The following is a 19,862-nucleotide window of genomic DNA, read 5'->3' as shown; positions in this document are numbered from 1 at the left end:
TTTTTTGTTTTTGCCTTACGCCTTTTCTAACCCTAAGCGCGGAATATCAATTTTAGGGCAGCGATCCATCACAACCTGTAATCCGGCCTCTGTCGCCAGCTGTTCAGCCTGTTCGTTGATAACCCCAAGCTGTAGCCACAGCACTTTAGCGTTTATAGCAATCGCCTCCTTCGCCACGCCATAGGCTGCGTCTGAATTCCGAAATACGTCAACCATATCAATTGGGTGTGGTATTTCAGCTAAGGTGGCATACACTTTTTGGCCTAGCAGGTTTTGCCCTGCCAATTTGGGACTGACGGGCGTAACCTGATAGCCTTGTTCTAACAGATACGCCATGACTTCATAGCTTGCGCGATGTGGCTTATCGCTCGCACCGACTAACGCGATATGCTTTACCTGTTGCAGAATAGATTTAATCTGTTGTTCGGTCATGCTGGCTCCATAAGTGGCAAATACAAAAAGTAGGCGAAACGAGTCATTCTTATCACTTTGCTTAGCCTAAGTGAGTCGTGGTTGTGGGTATATTTGATATTCATCGGCTAACATGTAAGTAAGTATGAATAACAAAATACTTTGACACACCATGCTGGCTACTGAACAATGTCCTTCGCACAGTCTATAGTTGAGGGTTTCATGAGATATCGCGTTTTACAGACAGGTGCGTTGCTATTTTTGCTCAGCCAGTCCGTTTTTGCTACTACCTTAAAGTTTAGCTCAGAAGTCGAACTTCTGGCCGTTGATGGTCAGCCGCTACCTAGTGCCCTATTTAAAAGCGCCGATAGTCTGGAACTGAACGGCGGTGTTCATCAAATATTGTTCCGCGTGGAGAAAATGGTTCCCCCTGCGGGGCAGCACCAACGGATGTTCACCTCGGTACCTTTAGTGGTGGTATTTGACGTGCGCGACTACAGCTCTATCAGCATTAAAATTCCCAAACTGCTTAACGAACATGACGTTCGCGCGTTTGAGAAAAGCCTCAGCTTCGATTTATTGAATAACCGTGGTAATCCGGTGGAATATAAATCCGATGTTTTGCACATCAGCCAGCCGCTATTAGCAAACTATGAACAGGCTATGCAGCGCTATAACCTCTCCGATGCCTCAGCCGCTCTGCCTGCGCTGGTTAAAAAAACACAAAAATGATGAATTAATCATCAGGTAGCCTCATTTTTTGCGTCTAGTCTGATTATGGTGAGCGAGCTTATTGTATTGTGTGTGAATTCATATGATTGGCTAAAGGTCTAGACATGGAACTCACCACCCGCACTATTGCTAAGAAAAAACATATCGCGCTTGTTGCCCATGACCACTGCAAACAAGCGCTGCTGAGCTGGGTGCAAGCAAACCGCGACCAGCTGGCACAACATCAGCTATCTGCTACCGGCACCACGGGTAATCTTATCCAACGCGCGACCGGCATTCCCGTCAACAGCATGCTGAGTGGCCCAATGGGTGGCGATCAGCAGGTGGGTTCTCTGATATCGGAAGGGAAAATCGACATGCTGATATTCTTCTGGGATCCTCTTAATGCGGTTCCACACGATCCCGACGTCAAAGCATTGCTGCGCTTGGCGACGGTTTGGAATATTCCCGTCGCGAATAACCGTTCTACGGCCGATTTCCTGATTAGCTCTCCGATGTTTAAAGACGAAGTCGAGATCGCGATCCCCGATTATCAGCGCTACTTAGCCGAGCGTTTGAAGTAAATCTGGAAAAAAGAGACAAAAATGGGGACTTAAGTCCCCATTTTTTATGGTTTGCGCTGTACCGCTGCGCCCAGCCGTTTGAGCTGTTCAACAAACACCGACGGCTTATCGACATCCTGCATCAGCCACACTTGATGGCGTGCTCGCGTTAGCGCGACATAAAGCAGCCTGCGCTCCTCAGCGTCTGGGAAGTCTTCGCTCTGTGGCAACAGAACCTGTTCAATGACGGATTCGCCCGTTGTCGCAGGGAAGCCATCTTTCCCCTCTTGTAAGCCTAAAATAATCACATAGTCAGCCTGCTGTCCTTTGCTGGCGTGAATAGTCGTGAATTCAATGTTGAGTTTAGGCCAACGCGTGGCGGCTTTATCTAAAACATCCGGTTTAAGGTAGCGGTAACGCGCCAGAATCATGATGCGCTCTTCAGGTTTTACGTAGCCGCTGAGCTTGTTTAGCAAATCTTCCAGACGCTCCTGCGGCAGAATCGTCACCGCTTTCTTCGGCCCTTCAGACAGGCTATTTAACGCTTTGCGTAGTTGATGAGGATTTTGCTGGATAAAGCCGTTGGCTATTTCGCCGATACGGCGGTTAAAGCGATACGTGGTATCAAGCTCGCGCCGATCGCTGTCACCAAAATGCTGGGTAAACGCGGTGGTGAGCGTCAGTTCTGCGCCGCTGAAACGATAGATCGCCTGCCAATCATCTCCGACAGCAAACAGGTTCGTGCGTGAGTTTTGCTTACGTAGCGCTTCAAGCAGCCTTGCTCGCTGCGGTGAGATATCCTGAAACTCATCGACCAGAATGTGCTTCCACGGACTAATAAACCGCCCTTTATCCAACACAGCGATCGCCTGCTGTATCAGACCAGGGAAATCTACTGCGCCTTCATCTTTTAGTGCCGTTTTCCAAGCTTTGAGCAACGGAGCCATCAGGCGAATGCGCTTTTGGAATAAATCACGAATCTCTTCCGGCGCATCTTCAATCATCTGGGCCTGCGAACCGCCATGCTCACGCATTAGCCCTACCCAACGTTCCAGTTTGGCGGCTAAGCGCATCGCGAGCTTTTTGTCTTGCCAGTAGTTTTCCTCATCAACCTGCCAATCCAGATCTTCGGTTAACCATTGGCGCCAGCCCTTCGCCTGCGCTTTTTTCGCTGCACACTCTTGCTGCCAGGTTTTCACCAACAGCTTTTGCCGAGCCTGAGCATCACCTTCGAGCTTACTGATATTGATCGTTTTCTTGCCGGTGTGATTGATAATTTGCAGCGCTAAAGCATGGAAGGTTTTGGCCTGAATATCTGCCGTATGCAAACGCTCTTTAATACGATCGTTCATCTCCTCTGCGGCCTTACGCCCAAAGGCAAGCAGCAGGATCTGCTCTGGCGTGGCTTCTTTACGTAGCAATAGCCAACCTGCGCGCGCCACCAGCACGGATGTTTTACCGCTACCGGCACCGGCCAGCACCAGAACGCCGTTTTCACCGTTCACCACGGCCTGTGCTTGAGAAGAATTTAACGGCTGGCTTTCTACCTGTTCGAAGAACTCGGCGTGCTCTGACAGCATGCGCGTGGTCCATTGCTGATTGCGTTCATCAACCATTTTTAGACCGTAGTTCAGCCACTTAAGACAATAGCGATAGCGTTCACGACAGCTATCAAACTCTTCAAGGCGCTGCTGCGGCAAAGGAATGGCTTCGAAACAGCCTTTAATCATGGTGCAAATATCTGTGAGTTCGCTGCGCTTGAGCCAACGATCTTGCTGATTAAGCTGTTCTAATTCGGTGACCTGTGCAGAAAGTACGTCGGCGCTGATTTGCGCCATTTCATCGCTCCACGCCTGCCAGCTTTGCTGTAGGTGGTGATAAAAGCGCTGCGTCTCTTGCCAGTCGGTGCCGTGCAAACGCACCACTTTGGCTTCAGGGAGTTCAAACTCTAATTCGCCCCACACAATGCCTCGTTTGCAATGAATGGCGACCAATTGGTTAAACGGAATAAGGTACTCATGGCGATCGCCGCTCACCTCAACGCCCGCATTCAACAGTCTGACACGGTTATAAGGATGCTGAGCCAGATGTTGGCCCATTTTGGTTGCTCTCAGTTCCATTGTTTCGCCACTGTATTTTCGTTCTTCAGTATCACTATAGTTTACCTGTGTTCCTGCAACATACCTAGAACCTGCGTTATGGCGCTTATCTTTATGAATTTTCCCTCTTTTACGCTGTGGATATAGCAGATGAATATCAGAGAAAGTCAAAACAGGGTAAACTGCGCGGTAAAATGCATATTGTTAATGTTGTTATTTAGGTAAAGATCTATGAGAACTGTACTTAATATTCTTAATTTTGTTCTGGGTGGTTTTTTCACGACTTTGGGATGGCTATTAGCGACCGCAGTCAGCGTTATTTTAATATTCACGCTGCCATTAACGCGCTCATGCTGGGAAATAACCAAGCTTTCTCTGCTGCCGTTTGGTAATGAAGCTGTTCATGTGGATGACTTATATCCAGACCGTAAAAACGCGCTGCTTTCTACCGGTGGAACCTTGCTGAATATTGTCTGGTTTATTCTCTTCGGCTGGTGGCTGTGCTTGTCGCATATTGCCGCGGGTATCGTGCAGTGCGTCACTATCATTGGCATTCCAGTTGGCATTGCCAACTTTAAAATTGCTGCTATTGCATTATGGCCAGTGGGTCGCCGTGTCGTACCCGTTGAAGTTGCGCAGCAGATGCGTATCGCCAATGCGAGTCGTCGTTTTAAATAAAGGGTCACAACGTGCTCTCTTTTGCACCTGGTTTAAGGCGCTATGCGTACAGCAGCGCCCTGCTTTATAACTTTCGTATTTTTATTGCGCTCGCGGGAGCCGCGGGGCTGCCGTGGTTTATCGGTGAGCCGCGGTTAACGATTCCGCTAACGCTTGGCGTGGTAGCTGCAGCCCTAGCCGATCTTGATGATCGTCTGGTTGGGCGACTGCGTAATTTAGCCATTACCTTAACCTGCTTTTTCGTTGCATCCGCTTCGATTGAAATTTTATTCCCTTATCCGTGGTTCTTTGCTGTGGGTTTAATGGCATCTACCATCGGGTTTATTTTGCTGGGTGCGTTAGGGCAACGCTATGCAACTATCGCATTCGGCGCACTATTGATCGCTATTTACACCATGCTAGGTACCTCGATGTATCACATTTGGTATCAACAGCCGTTGCTCTTGGTTGTTGGTGCGGTGTGGTACAACGTCTTGACGCTGCTGGGTCATTTGATTTTCCCTATTCGACCGTTGCAAGAAGCTTTAGCGCGTAGCTATGGTCAGTTAGCCGTTTATCTCGATGCAAAATCCAATTTGTTCGATCCCGATCAGGAAGGGAATTTCAATCAACCGCTGATTGACGTGGCGATGGCTAACAGTAATTTGGTTACCACGCTGAATCAGACGAAAGCGTCTTTGCTCACGCGTTTAAAAGGCGACCGAGGCCAGCGCGGTACACGCCGTACCCTGCATTATTATTTTGTCGCACAAGATATTCACGAACGTGCCAGCTCTTCGCATTTTCAATACCAGCAACTGAGCGAGATGTTTCGCTATAGTGACGTTTTATTCCGCTTCCAGCGCCTCTTGATGCTACAAGCGCGCGCCTGTTCGCAGTTATCGCAATCCATCCTGCTTCAGCAGAAATACCAGCATGATTTACGCTTTGAACGAGTCTTTACCCATTTAGAAGCAACGCTGCAACGCATTGCTACGCAGCACGGCCATCAGCATATTTTAGTGAAGTCTCTGTTTAATCTGCTGCTGAATCTCAAAGCGATAGATGCTCAGCTAGCTAATATTGAATCTGAACAGTCTCTGGCTGCCGAACGTGAAGAGGAAAATACCCTGTCTGACGATCGCATCAGCGGTTGGAATGACATGAAACTTCGGATCAGCCGGCATCTCACTCCGCAATCCGCCCTCTTCCGCCACGCAGTCCGCATGTCGATAGTCTTAGGCGTGGGCTACGCATTTATTCAATTTACCGGTTTAAATCACGGCTATTGGATCCTGCTTACGAGCTTGTTCGTTTGTCAGCCTAACTACAACGCCACCAAGCGAAGATTGGCGCTGCGTATTATTGGTACACTGGCTGGGGTGTTGTTGGGATTACCGATCCTCTATTTTGTGCCATCACTCGACGGCCAAATGTTGCTGATCGTGATAAGCGGGGTGCTGTTCTTTGCATTTCGTAACGTGCAATACGCGCATGCCACCATGTTCATCACGCTGTTGGTATTATTGTGCTTTAACCTTTTAGGCGAAGGCTTTGAAGTCGCGGGGCCAAGAGTTTTCGACACGCTGGTGGGATGTGCTATCGCATGGGCAGCGGTCACGTTTATATGGCCTGACTGGAAATTTCGCGCATTGCCTGCGGTGGTACAAAAGACGCTTAACGCCGATTGTCGCTATCTCGACGCCATTCTGGTGCAATACCATCAGGGCAAATCCAATGGTTTGGATTATCGAATCGCGCGACGTGACGCTCATAACTGCGATGCGGAGCTGGCATCTGTGATTTCAAACATGTCAGCAGAACCAAAAAATGATGCTCAGACGCAAGAGTCTGCTTTCCGTCTGCTGTGTCTAAACCATACGCTGCTTAGCTATATCTCAGCATTAGGTGCGCATCGGGAAAAATTGGATAACGGCGAAGTGCTGAGCATGCTGGATGATGCCGCGTGTTATATGGACGATGCTCTGAACTATGACGATAGCATTGCTGAACGTACCGAAGTGGCTATACAGGGTCTTAAGCAGCGTCTGGAAGCGTACGCATCTCCGTCTGATAATACCGAACAGTTAGTTGTGCAGCAGATAAGTCTAATGATGGGCGTACTGCCGGAACTGATGCAGCTCAAGCGTGAGCTTATTCCAGCCTAACCTTGCCCTAACCTCTCAATTTATTACTAAGTAGCACTACGCTGATGGGAGCCTTATTTGGGCTCCCCGTTAACGTGTAAACCACACTATTTTTTCTGCCACCGATAGGTATTTTGTTTCAACCATTCATCCAGTGTGGCTCGAACCTGATATGAGAGCGCCGCTTCATGGCATTTCCTGACTGCCCCCGCTAAATCGAAAAGCAAGCGGTTGTGCAGATTGGCATTCATTTTTTTAAGTCGGACAAATGCTTCTGTTTCCCCTATGCTAATCAGCTGCTCGGGACTCGTAATACCTATTTTCCCCAAGAGTCGCTCCATCATATTGTTGATATTGGGCAGCGATCTCAGGCCTGTACTTTCTGCCGCCCGCAATGATCTTTTAAGCATCACTGCCTGTTCCAGCGAGGCATTCGCGAGGTGCTGCAAAAAGGCAGGGTCATCCCACATGCTATGCTCAACGCGGTAATAACTTAAACGTACCGGTATTCCTCGTTTAGTATAAATGAACGCTTTCATACCATAAGTCAGAAAACGAGATTTCAGCTCATCATGCGCTCGTAGGTATAGCTCCCCATCGGAGACAACGCCAAACATGGTTTTGTCTAGCCATACACCAAAACCTCCAAACTGCGAGCGAAAAGTCACCGCACCGAGCGAAGAAAAAACGTCACACGCAACGGCAGCTCTTTCAGTTAACAATCCTTTCATATGTAACTCCCTTGATATGCATTCACAATACTAATAGTTACTTTATTGAGTAATAACAGTGAATTAAGAACATAACGAATTACCGAAAAGCATCCAAACTGAAAGTTAGCTTTAGCTCGTTTTCATCGCAGATTTGCGAAGAGCATTGTAAAAAATAGGTTGATCTCTGCCGATCACCCATGTACTGTATATTCATACAGTACACACAGCGAGAACATATCATGCGCACACAGTCACTGCATCACTACACCGAACGCTCATCATTTTTAAGCCCGTCAGCGCATCATGAAACTGAAGAGCAAGGGAATGCCTATGCTGGCGTCATCAGTGAATTGGTCTATAGCGAACATCAGCCTATGTTGTCTCTCCTTTTGCTTCCGTTACTGCGTCAGCTCGGTAAGCAGTCTCGCTGGTTACTCTGGTTGAATCCGCAACATAGACTGAGTAAACAATGGCTGGCTGATTCAGGTTTGCCCGCGAGTAAGGTTATGCAGCTCAATCAGATTGAGCCTGTAGATTCTATTTATGCGATGGAGTGCGCACTACGTAGCGGTAACTATAGTGTTGTATTGGGCTGGCTGCCGCCGTTAACTCAAAATGAACGCGCAAGATTAAGAAAAGCGGCGCAGGAGGGAGAGTGTTTTGGACTGGTTATGCAACCCGATCTGAACTCGGAACCAGACCAAGGACAACGAAATTTGCTAAAAATTCAGTCCAAATTGTTTCATTAAGTAAATTTAAGAGAAATCTTATTAGCACTATTTTTTCACTGCTAATTATTTAATTTTATAGCAGAAACCCGCATTGCGCCTGCATTACTGCTCTTTTTTGTGAAAAAAACGACGTTTATTTTTTGAACAAAACGTTAAACGAAGTGTACACATTAATGGTTTTTTTGTTGAGCTATATCACATCGTACTTGTAAGTTTCTAATCTCGTTGTAGACTTGTTATCGCGAAGGTTGCTCTATAACGCCGAGAAAATTGGCACAGTATTTAATCGAGCGAAAACCTAGCAAAGGATTTTAACCAAGGGCTAATTGTAGCAATCTAGCTCTTTGGCCTATTTGGATGATAACGAGGCGCAAAATGAAAAAGACAGCTATCGCATTAGCAGTGGCACTCGCTGGTTTCGCTACCGTAGCGCAAGCAGCACCTAAAGATGATACTTGGTATGTTGGTGGTAAACTGGGCTGGTCCCACTACTACGACAACAGCATCAACCATTTCGGTAGCACCAACGTTCGTCCTGACCAGTTAGGCGGCGGTGCGTTCTTCGGTTACCAAGCAAACCCATACCTGGGCTTTGAAATGGGCTACGACTGGTTAGGTCGTATGGAATACCGTGGCAACAACAACGGTGCTTTCAAATCTCAAGGCGTTCAGCTGGCTGCTAAACTGAGCTACCCAATTGCTGACGATCTGGACATCTATACTCGTCTGGGTGGTATGGTATGGCGCGCTGACGGTTCTGCAAACTCTGAAACTCGCGGCCGTTACATCGACAGCCACGACACCGGTGTTTCTCCACTGGCTGCAATCGGTGTTGAATACGCACTGAACAAAGACTGGGCTACCCGTCTTGACTATCAGTTCGTAAGCAACATTGGCGATGCTAACGAAACTGCTGCACGTCCAGACAACACCCTGCTGAGCGTAGGTGTTACCTACCGTTTCGGTCAGGATGAAGCTGCTCCAGTTGTTGCTCCAGCACCAGCTCCAGCTCCAGTTGTTGAAACCAAGCGTTTCACTTTGAAGTCTGACGTTCTGTTCAACTTCAACAAAGCAACTCTGAAACCACAAGGCCAGCAGGCTCTGGATCAGATGTATTCTCAGCTGAGCAACTTGGATCCTAAAGACGGTTCTGTTGTTGTTCTGGGTTACACCGACCGTATCGGTTCTGAACAATACAACCAGAAACTGTCTGAACAGCGCGCACAGAGCGTTGTAGATTACCTGGTATCTAAAGGTATCCCTGCAGACAAAATCTCTGCACGTGGCATGGGCAAAGCTGACCCAGTTACTGGTTCTACCTGTGACAACGTTAAAGCTCGCGCAGCTCTGATCGACTGCCTGGCTCCAGACCGTCGCGTAGAAATCGAAGTTAAAGGCATCAAAGACGTAGTTACTCAGCCACAGGCTTAAGTTAACTCGTTGGTCCTTTAATCAAAAAGCCTCGCATTGCGAGGCTTTTTTTATACATTGTACTTAGTGGTCATTGTACTTAGCGGTCATTGTACGTAGCGTTCATTGAAGGCAGTGCTTGGGGTAACCACGCTGTTATTCCGAGGGCTTCCCTAAAAATGACTGTAAATCTTTCTTCAATGAAGACATCTGGTTTGCATACTGTTCTTTGCGTTCAGCATCTTCAATCAGCTGCACGATAGTTTCAGATAGCGTATTCCCGCGCCGATGAGCAAGCCCGGCCAAACGTTGCCAAACCAAATACTCTAAATCGATCGATTTCTTACGCGTATGCATGTGCTCAGCGTTGAAATGCCGCTTTCGCCGTGCACGAATGGTTTGTTTCATCTTGTTTTGCAGATCGGGATTCATGTGCTCCCTGATCCACTCGTGAACATTAACAGGCTCACTCTCAAGCTTTAGCAGCTGATCAACAGCCTGCTGGGCCATACTCGTTTCTAGATAACGGGTGATCGCTTCGCCTTCTCGGTGTTTCTTCACCAAGTATTTCCACTTCCACCCACTTTCCAGATTTTCAAGCTGTTGGTATTTCATTGAGATATCTGCCAGTGACACGGTAACTTCCCATAAGAATAACAACTTTTTTCAGTTTTGCAGATATTTCATGTTTTATTATTGATTGTTTTTTATCCAGCTCGGTATCGAAATCACTTCCTTTTGACTCTTCTGCCGTTGTTTCCTGTGCAGGGCGGTGGAATCTTGTATAATTGCGGTTTTCCTACTGACAATAAAATTGACGACTTTGAGCAATTATCGACTCGACTGGCAATCGCTACTGCCCGATACGACACCTTATCAGTCTGTTTTCTCTGCGGCGGCACAACAGCCTGCGCTGACGTTCTCAGAATATCAGCCTCGCTTGGAAAACAGCTTGGCCCATTTCTGTCATCCGCAATCACCTTCACCTTTTATGATCTTGAAGGCAGAGGAGACCTATGAGTATTTGGCAATCCTGCATCGTGCGACCGGAGAGTTATTACCGGAGCTCACCTTGCGAGGCAGCCAATATCACATCGATGGTATGCACGTCAGCATCATGCCGGCTGATAATCCTCAGGCGAATTTTGCAGCAACCACAACGTCACTTTTTGCCGACTGGTATGAAGGTGAGCAATTGTTTGGCACTGTTCGTCAGTCCAATGGAAAAATCACCCTTGAACCCGGCATGGTCCACAAAGCAAACGGCGGTGTGTTAATCCTGTCGTTGCGTACGATGCTTGCACAGCCGCTTCTTTGGCTGCGATTGAAACAAATTGTGCTTGGCAGAAAATTCAAATGGTTCTCACCGGATGATAATAAACCGCTGCCGGTTCACATTCCGGATATGCCGATCGATTTAAAGGTCATTCTGGTTAGCGATCGTGAAGGATTAGCTGATTTTCAGGATATGGAACCTGATTTATGCTTCAACTCAATTTATGGTGAGTTTGAAGCTGACATGTCATTGGTCGATACCGAGGACATGCAGCGTTGGTGCTCACTGGTGACAACCATTGCTAATGAATACCAGCTTCCACCGATTGCAGAGGATGCATGGCCAATCCTCGTCCATACGGCCATCAGAGCTATTGGCGACCAAGGTACGTTGCCACTAAGCCCAACGCTCATCGCACGCACGCTGCGTGAAGCAGCGCTGCATAGCAATGAGGTTATTGATGCCCAAGCTCTCAATGAAACGCTCGCCTCTCGCCGCTGGCGTGAGGGCTATCTTGCCGAACGTATGCATGATGAAATTGAGCTAGGCCAAATTCTGATAGAAACCGAAGGTGAGGTCATTGGTCAAATCAACGGCCTGTCGGTATTAGAGTATCCTGGACACCCGCTGATGTTTGGCGAGCCGTCACGTATTACCTGCGCTGTACATCTGGGCGACGGCGAATTTACTGACGTCGAACGCAAAGCGGAACTGGGCGGTAATCTGCATGCCAAGGGCATGATGATTATGCAAGCCTTCCTGATCTCTGAATTAGATTTAGAACAGCAACTTCCCTTCTCTGCCTCAATTGTTTTTGAGCAATCTTATGGTGAAGTTGATGGCGACAGCGCTTCACTGGCTGAGCTATGTGCACTGGTCAGCGCGCTTTCTCTTGCACCAATCAATCAACAGATCGCAGTCACCGGCTCTGTAGACCAATTTGGACATGTACAGCCTATTGGCGGCGTTAACGAGAAGATTGAAGGCTTCTTTGAAGCCTGCCAGCGTCGTGGCTTAACGGGCTCTCAGGGCGTGATTATCCCGGCAACCAACGCTCGTCATTTATGCCTAAGTACAGAAGTTATCGACGCGGTTAAAGCTGGAACGTTCCACCTTTGGGCCGTGGAAAATGCGGAAGATGCACTGCCAATTCTGACCGGCGTAGTATACCGTAGTGAGACTGGGCCTAGCCTTATCGGAGCAATTCAAGATCGAATTGCGGCTATCAGTCCAATGGATAAGCGTCAGTTGCCTTGGCCATTACGCTGGCTAAACTGGTTCAACCATGGCTGATCGGACTTGTTCAGCGTACACGTGTTAGCTAACATGCACCCTTCATTAAAATAAGGCTTACAAGAATTATGGTAGATAAACGCGAATCTTATACTAAAGAAGACCTTGAAGCGTCTGGACGCGGTGAACTGTTCGGTGCTGGTGGACCACCACTGCCGTCAGGCAACATGCTAATGATGGATCGTGTCGTGAAAATGACCGAAGACGGCGGTAACTACAACAAAGGCTATGTAGAAGCTGAGCTGGATATCAATCCTGACCTATGGTTCTTTGGTTGCCATTTCGTTGGCGATCCCGTGATGCCAGGATGTTTAGGCTTAGATGCTATGTGGCAGCTGGTCGGCTTCTACCTTGGCTGGTTAGGCGGCGAAGGCAAAGGGCGCGCACTGGGCGTTGGTGAAGTGAAATTCACCGGACAAGTTCTACCTACTGCAAAAAAAGTCACCTACCGTATTCATTTTAAACGCGTCATCAACCGTCGTTTAATCATGGGTATGGCTGATGGTGAAGTATTAGTTGATGGTCAGGTGATTTATAACGCATCTGATCTGAAAGTGGGCTTATTCAAAGATACCAGCGCATTCTAATGCATTAGGATCTGTGGCTATTGCCATTTACGAATAAAAAAGCGCAGCTTCTTCTTGCTGCGCTTTTTCTTTTGTAAACAACCGACATTCCGTTATCTAACGATGAACGACGGTATTATTCGTAATCAGAACTTCTTTAACTTTATTAATGAGATCTAATAACGCCTTATCTTGCTGTGCCTTTTTACTGTAAGACATATAGATTTCATAAGTCCCTAGATCAACCTCGCAATCTAGACGCTTAAGATTATATATATCTTTAAATTTCTCATACATTGACTCAGGGAAAAAACCGACGTCATTCGTTTTTTCAATCACGGCTAGAGCTGTAATTAAAGATGGTGATGCAAAAGACACCGTTCTTTTACTCCCTAAAAGCGTATCTATTTTTGTTCTAAACTCATTAATTTTTTTTCTATTTTTAGTAATTGTTGTGTAACGCTCATCCCTTATGCAGTCAGTTGCCACTTCACCACTCATTCTCGGGTGATTTTTACCACAAACCATTACAATTTCCTCACTATAAATCAGCTCGGATTCAATAGCCGAGTTATAGATTGGAACAATATCAAAAATAATGTCTGCTTTATGGTATAGCAGCGCATGCTCTACTTCGATAGGATCTTCAGGTAACAAATTATGAGCAATTCGGCACTTAATCTTCGCTGATGACATAAGGTGACTACAGACATCTGGTATCAATAATTGAGCCAGATGAGGGTCACTCCAAATCACCAGATTTCGGATACTATCTCCCTTATCAGCAAAAATATCAATAATGCCGTTTAAGCTTCCCTTTATGTTTTCATGCATGCTATCAGCAAAAACCGTTGCTGATATCCCCTTTCCATCTCTTATAAACAGAGGATCTGGGAAATACTGTCTGAGTCTTTGAATGCTCTGACTTACCGCTGGAGATGTCATACCTAAAATATCAGCCGCTTTACTCACGCTTTTATAAAAATAAACAGCCTCGAAAACCGTTAATAAATTTAGGTCAAATTTCCTTAATGATTTTAAACTATCCTGATGTTCAAACATCCCAATAACTCCAAATAGCAAGCTCCATTTTTGGCGTCATACCATTCATTAAATTAATAACAATTTAAAATATGACAAAACCAAATTATTCGTCCATGGAATGAATTCACAATCCTATAATAATTCATTCAATAATACATTATCTGATAGGTTATAAAAAATAAAGCCTAATTTAACTTAGGATTAAAAATATAAGGAATTTATTTATACATATAAAATTTAAATAAATTTCGTATATATTCATAAGTCAGTTAATTTGCTGAATAAAAACCCCTGCGCTCGCAGAGGTTTTTATTGCTAATCCGAATTGAAAGCGATGACCATCAGGCCATTACCGACCTGTCTTCCATGGCCTGCCGCCAGCCTCCCAACCAATGTGACCTTGCATCTACCGATTGATATGGGCAAAACTCCTTTGAGCGCCCGATAATACCAGCCTGATACCCACGTGATTGAGCCCGTTCTAGGCGGTCGCGTTTTTGTCTCTTCATGCCTCGTTTCCCTCATTTTCAGTTCTGCTGGAAAGAAAACAGTGATGACTTTTTCACCATCACACATAATCAATAGCCGCTTTTAGCCTGAGGGTCAATGCGCAAAATTCATACCAGTGTCACAAATGTGAGCAACAAGACGTCGTCATTTAACAGTATTTAATGCGATATCTGACAATCATCTGTTCTACATAAAGAAAACCCCGGCCAGCGATTCTTACTCTGGTCGGGGTTTATTTAGACAATGTTAGTCTAGCGTATTACTGAACCTGACGCGCGATCTGCTGCGCTTCCTGTTGCCAGCCTTCCGCGAGCGTCTTAACCAGCGCATCATAGCCATCCTGCTGCACAGGAAGCACTAAGTTGAACGCTCGCTTAGTCAGTTGACCATTACGCGTTAATATCCATTCACCGCTGATAACTGCCTTGCCATCATAGCGGCCATGGAAGCCTGTCACGCTGATATTCAGCGTATCCTGAGCGTTGCCTAGCGGCTGAGATGAAACAATCCAGCCTGGCATTGCCACACTCAGATTCGCGACCATCGTTTGCTGAAGCTGTTGCTCCAACGGGCTTGCCCAAAGATTGTTCCCGGCGGTGACAAACTGCACATCATTAGTTTGATAAACCACGCCGAGGGCGCTCAGAAAATCTGCCACGCTCACACGCTCAAGCCATAGCTGATGCGTATCGCTATTGACAGGCCCTTGCACCACCGCGGTGCTCGCCACGGGAACCGGCAGTTGATAGTAACTTTTCTGTGGTTGGCCACTACATGCACTCAGCAGCAAAGCAGCCGCTCCCAGCATCCAGATTTTCATTATTTTGTCCTCTTAGGCTGCGGATCTTTGCCAGCTGGCGCTTCAAATACCAGTGAATTGCTCTTCTCATTAAGCGTACGTAATACTGGCTGTAGCTCACGTAACACCTGATCCAAGCGCTGCATGTCACCAACCATATTGTTATAGGCTGGAGAGCCTGGCTGGAAGCCTTTCACACTGCGATTCAACTCAGTCAGCGTTTTCTGCATATCGCCTGGTAATGCTTGCGCCTCTTTACTTGAAACCAGTTTATTCAACGCATCCAACGTTTTCTGCGTTTCTGCCATCGTTTTCTGGCTGGCTTTCAAGGTATTAGTCGCTTCATTAATCATTGGCTCGATAGGCAACGAGTTGATTTTATCGAGTGTCGCGGTCAGTTTCTGTTGCAGCTGCGCTAAGCCGCCGCTCACCGTAGGAACGACCGGCCAACCATCAATTTTACGCGGCCCTTTCCACGGCTTAGCCTGTGGATAGAAGTCCAAATCAATATACAGCGAGCCAGTTAGCAAGTTGGCAGATTTCAGTGATGCGCGTAAACCTTCACCGACTCCGGAGAATAGGTGTTGCTCGACGTTAAAGTTATCACCCAGTTTTTGCTGAATACGTCCCGGCTCGATATTAACCAAGACCGGAATCTGATAATCAGAGTCCAACTTCTGGCTTAGACCAGTGACAAAGTAAGGCGCTTCAGCCACAGTACCTAAGCGAATGCCGCGGAATTCAACCGGAGCACCGGCCTGCAAACCACGAATAGAGTCACTAAAGAACATCAGCACACTTTTATGTTCTGTATATAGTGATTCCTGAATACTGCGCTGGTTATCAAACAATGCAAACTGAGACTGATTTGCCGCAGGCTTACCGACTGACCAGCCTTGTGGTACATCAAAGCTCACACCACCGCTAAACAGCGTAGTTAATGAGCCCATCTCCACACGCATTCCCTGAGCCGACATATCGAATGCAACGCCGCTGTCGATCCAGAAGCGAACATTGTCCGTCACCAAGGTGTCATACGGCGCAGAGATAAAGATCTGATAGTGAATCTGGCGGTTTTTTGGATCAAACTGGCTGGTCTCAACAGAGCCCACGCGTAGGCCACGGAATAAGACCGGATCGCCTGGGCTAAGCTGTCCAGCCTGCTCGCTGTTTAACGTTACGCGGATGCCTTTCGCATCCGGTGGGGCTAACGGCGGCTGATCAAGCAAATTGTACTCATCTCGAGTCTCTTTATTTGAACCCGGTTGCAGCTCAATGTAAGCCCCAGAAAGCAACGTTCCGAGCCCTGAAATACCTTCTCGGCCTATTTGTGGTTTTACTACCCAGAACACGCTGTCTTTACGCAGGAGCTTTTCCATTCCTGAGTTCAAGCGTGCTTTTACGATAACCTGCGTCAAATCCTCATTTAGCGTGACGGTTTCAACCATACCCACGTCAACGCTACGACTTTTTATCGCCGTTTTTCCACCTTCTAGGCCTTCTGCACTAGAGGTAATCAACGTCACTTCCGGTCCTTGGTGGCTAAAATGATAAAAAATCACCCATGCGCCGATCAGTGCCGTGACGATAGGGACAATCCAGACAGGGGACCAGCGTTTGATTTTTTCAACCTTAGCTACGCCAGTTTCTTGCTCATTCACTTTGAGGCTCCTTGTACGTTAAGCCACGTTCCCGATCCCAGATCAATCTAGGATCAAATGTCATCGCTGAGATCATGGTAATAATGACCACCATCGCAAAAAGTAACGCTCCAATATCAGGGTAAATGCTCATCAATTGCCCCATATTTACCAACGCAGAAAGCACCGCGATAACGAATACGTCAATCATTGACCAGCGCCCAACAAATTCCACAATTTCATAAACAAAATGCATACGCTCGCTGTCACCGCGAGTGGCATATTTGGCATCCCAGCATAACCACCCTATCGCTAATATTTTCAGCGTGGGAACCATAATACTGGCGATAAAAATAACCATGGCGACCGGATAAGAGCCTTCGCCCCATAGCAAAATAACCCCAGCCATAATCGTTGAAGTGAGCTTGGTGCCAAGCGCCTGTGTCACCATAATCGGCAGTACGTTTGCGGGGATATACAGCATAATTGCCGTAACGAGTAGGGACATCGTCCATTGCAAGCTATTACGGCGACGTACGTGACCTTTGCTATGGCAGCGAGGGCACGACAACTGATCGGCGGGTAAAATAGCCGAACAACAAGAACAAGAGCGTAACCCTTGCTGAAGCCCGGTTAGGCCAACACGTAAATTTTCCGGATGCTGCGGGGCGGGCGCAATATCACTCCACAGGAGTCGTTTATCGATCACTTGAAATACGCGCACCTGCAGAACGCAAAATAGACAATAAGGCAGGAAACTGGTACCCACACCGACATCACCATAGGCCATCAGCTTCACAAAGCTAACCAGAACCCCCGCTAAGAAGATTTCAACCATGCACCACGAGCGGCATTTAAAGAGGATCTTTGCCATCATAACCTTGAGTTCTGTCGGCATCGGTATTCGCAAATTAAGCAGAATAATCGAAACCATACAAAACGCAGGTATCAGCTGTACAAAAATCATAAACAACGATGCCATACTGGCATAGTCTTCTGAAACCAGCACCTGCGGGATCTGAATCAGAGTGATGGCATTACGGATCCCGGCAACGGACATGTTAACAAAGGGAAATAAGTTAGCCAGCACCAGCATAAACAGTGCACAAATGGCGTACAGCACGGGCTGACGACGCGGCTCTCGCCACTTCACCATCAAGGTTGTATGACAACGAGGACAGCTACTTTTAGAGCCCTCTGGCAATACCGGCAGCTCCACCAGCATGTCACATTGCGGGCATAATATTTTGTTTTCTGAATCCAGATGATGTTCAGAACACATGATTTTTTCCCACTATTTGGTTGCTACATAAAATGCATAAAAAAGCCTGACACAACACATCACTCTGCGTTAGTCAGGCTTTATTCCGTCTTAGGCAGATCGATTAAGCATTCTTCATTGCTTCTAGCTCTTCCCAACGCTCAAACGCCGTTTCAAGCTGCTGCTCGACTTCCGCCATCTTTTGCAGAACGTTCTGAGTTTCTTCATGGGATTGATTGAAGAAATCAGGTTTAGCCACTTTTTCCTGCATAGCCGTCAGCTCAGTTTCCAGCTCTTCAAGGCGTGCGGGAAGCTGCTCTAATTCACGTAGCAAATTATAGCTCATCTTATTGCTGCGCTTTTTCGCTTCAGTTTTAGGTGCGCTCGCACTCGCCTGAGGTTTAGACGCAGACTGTTGGCTAAAAGAACGCATATCGGCTTTTTGCTTGTGCGCGTCGTAATAACCACCCACGTAGCTGTTGATAACGCCGTTGCCCTCAAAGATCCAACAATCAGTCACAGAGTTATCTACGAATTGACGATCGTGGCTAACCAGCATAACCGTGCCTTGATAACCATCAACCAGCTCTTCCAACAATTCCAATGTTTCGATATCCAAATCGTTGGTTGGTTCATCGAGAATCAATAAATTACTTGGTTTCAGGAACAGCTTCGCCAGCAACAGACGGTTACGTTCACCGCCTGACAAGGCGCGTACCGGCGTCATCGCACGTTTAGGGTGGAACAGGAAGTCTTGCAAATACCCTAAAACATGGCGTGGGCGGCCATTAACCATAACTTCTTGCTTACCTTCAGCCAGGTTATCCATCACGGTTTTATCCGGATCTAACTCTGCACGATGCTGATCAAAATAAGCAATTTCCAGCTTCGTCCCGCAGCGCACTTTTCCGCTATCTGGCGGCAATTGACCCAGCATCAGTTTCAGCAGCGTAGTTTTACCACAGCCGTTTGGCCCAACCAGCGCGATCTTATCGCCACGGTTGACCTGAACGCTGAAATCACGCACCAGCGTTTTGCCGGCCACGCTGTAATTAACATTTTCCATCTCAAAGACAATTTTGCCGGAGCGCAACGATTCTTCAACCTGCATCTTGGCATTACCTTGCACACTACGGCGCTCAGCATGTTCGTTACGCATCGCTTTTAACGCGCGAACACGGCCTTCGTTGCGGGTACGACGTGCTTTGATCCCTTGACGGATCCAGACTTCTTCCTGCGCTAATTTGCGATCAAACTCTGCGTTTTGCATTTCTTCAACGCGCAGCGCTTCTTCTTTCGCAATTAAATAAGCGTCATAGTTGCCTGGCCAAGAGACCAGCTTTCCGCGATCCAGATCGACGATACGGGTCGCCATGCTGCGAATAAATGAACGGTCATGGGAAATAAATACGATGCTGCCGGTGAATTCCTTCAAGAAATCTTCCAGCCACGTGATCGTTTCGATATCCAAGTGGTTCGTCGGTTCATCCAGCAACAGCACATCAGGCTCGCATACCAGCGCACGAGCCAAAGCAGCTTTACGCAGCCAGCCACCCGACAGCGCAGACAGGTCGGTATCAGCGTTCAAGCCCAGCTTGGTCAGCACGTCGCTGATGCGGCTATCAATACGCCATAAGCCTTGATGATCCAAGATTTCCTGTAGCGCAGAAAGCTTGTTCAGGTTCTGTTCGCTAGGATCGGATTCGACCTTTTTCAGCAAATCATGATAAGCCTTAAGGTGCTGAGCCTGCTCGGCAACGCCTTCTGAGACAAAATCAAAAACCGTCCCACCGATATTACGCGGCGGATCTTGCTGTAAACGAGAGACCACTAAATCTTGCTCATAGATGATACGTCCATCATCCAGCGGTAACTCTTTGCCCAGTACTTTCAGCAAGGTTGATTTACCCGCGCCATTACGGCCTACCAGGCAAACACGTTCATTTGGCTCGATGTGTAATTCGGTGTTATCGAGCAACGGTGCATCACTAAATGAAATCCATGCACCGGAAAGACTAATTAACGACATAT

Annotated in this window: 18 protein-coding genes; 8 read left to right on the top strand and 10 right to left on the bottom strand. The window is 47.2% G+C overall.

Annotated features, from left to right (window positions below; translation table 11 throughout):
• Positions 1 to 15: 15 nt before the first annotated feature.
• Positions 16 to 432, bottom strand: coding sequence for a CoA-binding protein (locus CPY98_RS07775; protein ID WP_096387137.1), 417 nt, complete (start codon positions 430 to 432; stop codon positions 16 to 18).
• A 201-nt stretch (positions 433 to 633) separates the two neighbouring features.
• On the opposite strand from CPY98_RS07775, the gene CPY98_RS07770 reads away from it, so the two are divergent.
• Positions 634 to 1,143 carry a DUF2057 family protein gene (locus CPY98_RS07770; RefSeq protein WP_096387134.1) on the top strand — a complete coding sequence of 170 codons (510 nt, stop codon included), beginning with the start codon at positions 634 to 636 and terminating at the stop codon, positions 1,141 to 1,143.
• A gap of 104 nt (positions 1,144 to 1,247) precedes the next feature.
• Positions 1,248 to 1,706 carry a methylglyoxal synthase gene (locus tag CPY98_RS07765; protein ID WP_043492573.1) on the top strand — a complete coding sequence of 153 codons (459 nt, stop codon included), beginning with the start codon at positions 1,248 to 1,250 and terminating at the stop codon, positions 1,704 to 1,706.
• Positions 1,707 to 1,750: 44 nt separating this feature from the next.
• On the opposite strand, the gene helD is transcribed toward CPY98_RS07765, so the two are convergent.
• Positions 1,751 to 3,805, bottom strand: coding sequence for a DNA helicase IV (gene helD, locus CPY98_RS07760; RefSeq protein ID WP_096387131.1), 2,055 nt, complete (start codon positions 3,803 to 3,805; stop codon positions 1,751 to 1,753).
• Between the two features lie 210 nt (positions 3,806 to 4,015).
• On the opposite strand from helD, the gene CPY98_RS07755 reads away from it, so the two are divergent.
• Together CPY98_RS07755 and yccS are read left to right on the top strand one after the other, a co-directional pair.
• Positions 4,016 to 4,462 carry a YccF domain-containing protein gene (locus tag CPY98_RS07755; protein ID WP_025801014.1) on the top strand — a complete coding sequence of 149 codons (447 nt, stop codon included), beginning with the start codon at positions 4,016 to 4,018 and terminating at the stop codon, positions 4,460 to 4,462.
• A gap of 11 nt (positions 4,463 to 4,473) precedes the next feature.
• Positions 4,474 to 6,609 (top strand): YccS family putative transporter, encoded by a 2,136-nt coding sequence (gene yccS / locus CPY98_RS07750; protein ID WP_096387128.1) that lies wholly within the window; start codon positions 4,474 to 4,476, stop codon positions 6,607 to 6,609.
• An 86-nt stretch (positions 6,610 to 6,695) separates the two neighbouring features.
• On the opposite strand, the gene CPY98_RS07745 is transcribed toward yccS, so the two are convergent.
• A complete protein-coding gene (locus CPY98_RS07745) occupies positions 6,696 to 7,319 on the bottom strand; it encodes a TfoX/Sxy family protein (RefSeq protein ID WP_096387125.1) in 624 nt (207 codons plus the stop codon).
• A 221-nt stretch (positions 7,320 to 7,540) separates the two neighbouring features.
• Between CPY98_RS07745 and sulA the strand changes: the two genes are divergently transcribed.
• Together sulA and ompA are read left to right on the top strand one after the other, a co-directional pair.
• On the top strand, positions 7,541 to 8,050 hold the full coding sequence (gene sulA, locus CPY98_RS07740) for an SOS-induced cell division inhibitor SulA (protein ID WP_025801011.1): 510 nt from the start codon (positions 7,541 to 7,543) through the stop codon (positions 8,048 to 8,050).
• 357 nt (positions 8,051 to 8,407) lie between these two features.
• Positions 8,408 to 9,463, top strand: coding sequence for a porin OmpA (gene ompA / locus CPY98_RS07735; protein ID WP_025801010.1), 1,056 nt, complete (start codon positions 8,408 to 8,410; stop codon positions 9,461 to 9,463).
• A gap of 135 nt (positions 9,464 to 9,598) precedes the next feature.
• Here ompA and matP read toward each other — a convergent pair whose 3' ends face one another.
• Entirely contained in the window at positions 9,599 to 10,057 is a 459-nt protein-coding gene (matP, locus tag CPY98_RS07730) for a macrodomain Ter protein MatP (RefSeq protein WP_025801009.1), read from the bottom strand.
• Between the two features lie 208 nt (positions 10,058 to 10,265).
• Between matP and CPY98_RS07725 the strand changes: the two genes are divergently transcribed.
• A complete protein-coding gene (locus tag CPY98_RS07725) occupies positions 10,266 to 12,011 on the top strand; it encodes a Lon protease family protein (RefSeq protein WP_172863863.1) in 1,746 nt (581 codons plus the stop codon).
• A gap of 68 nt (positions 12,012 to 12,079) precedes the next feature.
• Complete coding sequence (gene fabA, locus CPY98_RS07720) at positions 12,080 to 12,598, top strand: bifunctional 3-hydroxydecanoyl-ACP dehydratase/trans-2-decenoyl-ACP isomerase (protein ID WP_025801007.1); 519 nt, start codon at positions 12,080 to 12,082, stop codon at positions 12,596 to 12,598.
• Between the two features lie 96 nt (positions 12,599 to 12,694).
• On the opposite strand, the gene CPY98_RS07715 is transcribed toward fabA, so the two are convergent.
• From CPY98_RS07715 to CPY98_RS07690, 6 genes are all read right to left on the bottom strand, one after another.
• A complete protein-coding gene (locus CPY98_RS07715) occupies positions 12,695 to 13,639 on the bottom strand; it encodes a LysR family transcriptional regulator (protein WP_043492564.1) in 945 nt (314 codons plus the stop codon).
• 323 nt (positions 13,640 to 13,962) lie between these two features.
• Positions 13,963 to 14,130: a ribosome modulation factor gene (gene rmf / locus CPY98_RS07710; RefSeq protein ID WP_004095659.1), complete on the bottom strand. Its 168-nt coding sequence runs from the start codon at positions 14,128 to 14,130 to the stop codon at positions 13,963 to 13,965.
• A gap of 260 nt (positions 14,131 to 14,390) precedes the next feature.
• The gene (gene pqiC, locus CPY98_RS07705; RefSeq protein ID WP_043492561.1) at positions 14,391 to 14,951 is read right to left on the bottom strand and encodes a membrane integrity-associated transporter subunit PqiC; all 561 of its coding nucleotides are present in this window, start codon (positions 14,949 to 14,951) and stop codon (positions 14,391 to 14,393) included.
• Entirely contained in the window at positions 14,951 to 16,591 is a 1,641-nt protein-coding gene (gene pqiB / locus CPY98_RS07700; RefSeq protein WP_040045929.1) for an intermembrane transport protein PqiB, read from the bottom strand. The genes pqiC and pqiB overlap by 1 nt, the downstream gene beginning before the upstream one ends.
• On the bottom strand, positions 16,584 to 17,852 hold the full coding sequence (gene pqiA, locus CPY98_RS07695; RefSeq protein WP_096387122.1) for a membrane integrity-associated transporter subunit PqiA: 1,269 nt from the start codon (positions 17,850 to 17,852) through the stop codon (positions 16,584 to 16,586). Before pqiA ends, pqiB begins: the two co-directional genes overlap by 8 nt.
• A gap of 103 nt (positions 17,853 to 17,955) precedes the next feature.
• Positions 17,956 to 19,860: an ABC transporter ATP-binding protein gene (locus CPY98_RS07690; protein WP_096387119.1), complete on the bottom strand. Its 1,905-nt coding sequence runs from the start codon at positions 19,858 to 19,860 to the stop codon at positions 17,956 to 17,958.
• Positions 19,861 to 19,862: the final 2 nt, after the last annotated feature.

Origin of the sequence: Hafnia sp. CBA7124 (assembly GCF_002355555.1) — a bacterium.
Lineage (GTDB): Bacteria > Pseudomonadota > Gammaproteobacteria > Enterobacterales > Enterobacteriaceae > Hafnia > Hafnia alvei.
Note: the sequence above shows the minus strand (reverse complement) of the source record. Positions and strands in the feature narration are given on the sequence as shown.

What these genes read in the sequence shown, in the direction of transcription:
- CPY98_RS07775 (WP_096387137.1), bottom strand. Translation starts at nt 432, where the DNA reads ATGACCGAACAACAGATTAAATCTATTCTGCAACAGGTAAAGCATATC.
- CPY98_RS07770 (WP_096387134.1), top strand. Translation starts at nt 634, where the DNA reads ATGAGATATCGCGTTTTACAGACAGGTGCGTTGCTATTTTTGCTCAGC.
- CPY98_RS07765 (WP_043492573.1), top strand. Translation starts at nt 1,248, where the DNA reads ATGGAACTCACCACCCGCACTATTGCTAAGAAAAAACATATCGCGCTT.
- helD (WP_096387131.1), bottom strand. Translation starts at nt 3,805, where the DNA reads ATGGAACTGAGAGCAACCAAAATGGGCCAACATCTGGCTCAGCATCCT.
- CPY98_RS07755 (WP_025801014.1), top strand. Translation starts at nt 4,016, where the DNA reads ATGAGAACTGTACTTAATATTCTTAATTTTGTTCTGGGTGGTTTTTTC.
- CPY98_RS07745 (WP_096387125.1), bottom strand. Translation starts at nt 7,319, where the DNA reads ATGAAAGGATTGTTAACTGAAAGAGCTGCCGTTGCGTGTGACGTTTTT.
- sulA (WP_025801011.1), top strand. Translation starts at nt 7,541, where the DNA reads ATGCGCACACAGTCACTGCATCACTACACCGAACGCTCATCATTTTTA.
- ompA (WP_025801010.1), top strand. Translation starts at nt 8,408, where the DNA reads ATGAAAAAGACAGCTATCGCATTAGCAGTGGCACTCGCTGGTTTCGCT.
- matP (WP_025801009.1), bottom strand. Translation starts at nt 10,057, where the DNA reads ATGAAATACCAACAGCTTGAAAATCTGGAAAGTGGGTGGAAGTGGAAA.
- fabA (WP_025801007.1), top strand. Translation starts at nt 12,080, where the DNA reads ATGGTAGATAAACGCGAATCTTATACTAAAGAAGACCTTGAAGCGTCT.
- CPY98_RS07715 (WP_043492564.1), bottom strand. Translation starts at nt 13,639, where the DNA reads ATGTTTGAACATCAGGATAGTTTAAAATCATTAAGGAAATTTGACCTA.
- rmf (WP_004095659.1), bottom strand. Translation starts at nt 14,130, where the DNA reads ATGAAGAGACAAAAACGCGACCGCCTAGAACGGGCTCAATCACGTGGG.
- pqiC (WP_043492561.1), bottom strand. Translation starts at nt 14,951, where the DNA reads ATGAAAATCTGGATGCTGGGAGCGGCTGCTTTGCTGCTGAGTGCATGT.
- pqiA (WP_096387122.1), bottom strand. Translation starts at nt 17,852, where the DNA reads ATGTGTTCTGAACATCATCTGGATTCAGAAAACAAAATATTATGCCCG.
- CPY98_RS07690 (WP_096387119.1), bottom strand. Translation starts at nt 19,860, where the DNA reads ATGTCGTTAATTAGTCTTTCCGGTGCATGGATTTCATTTAGTGATGCA.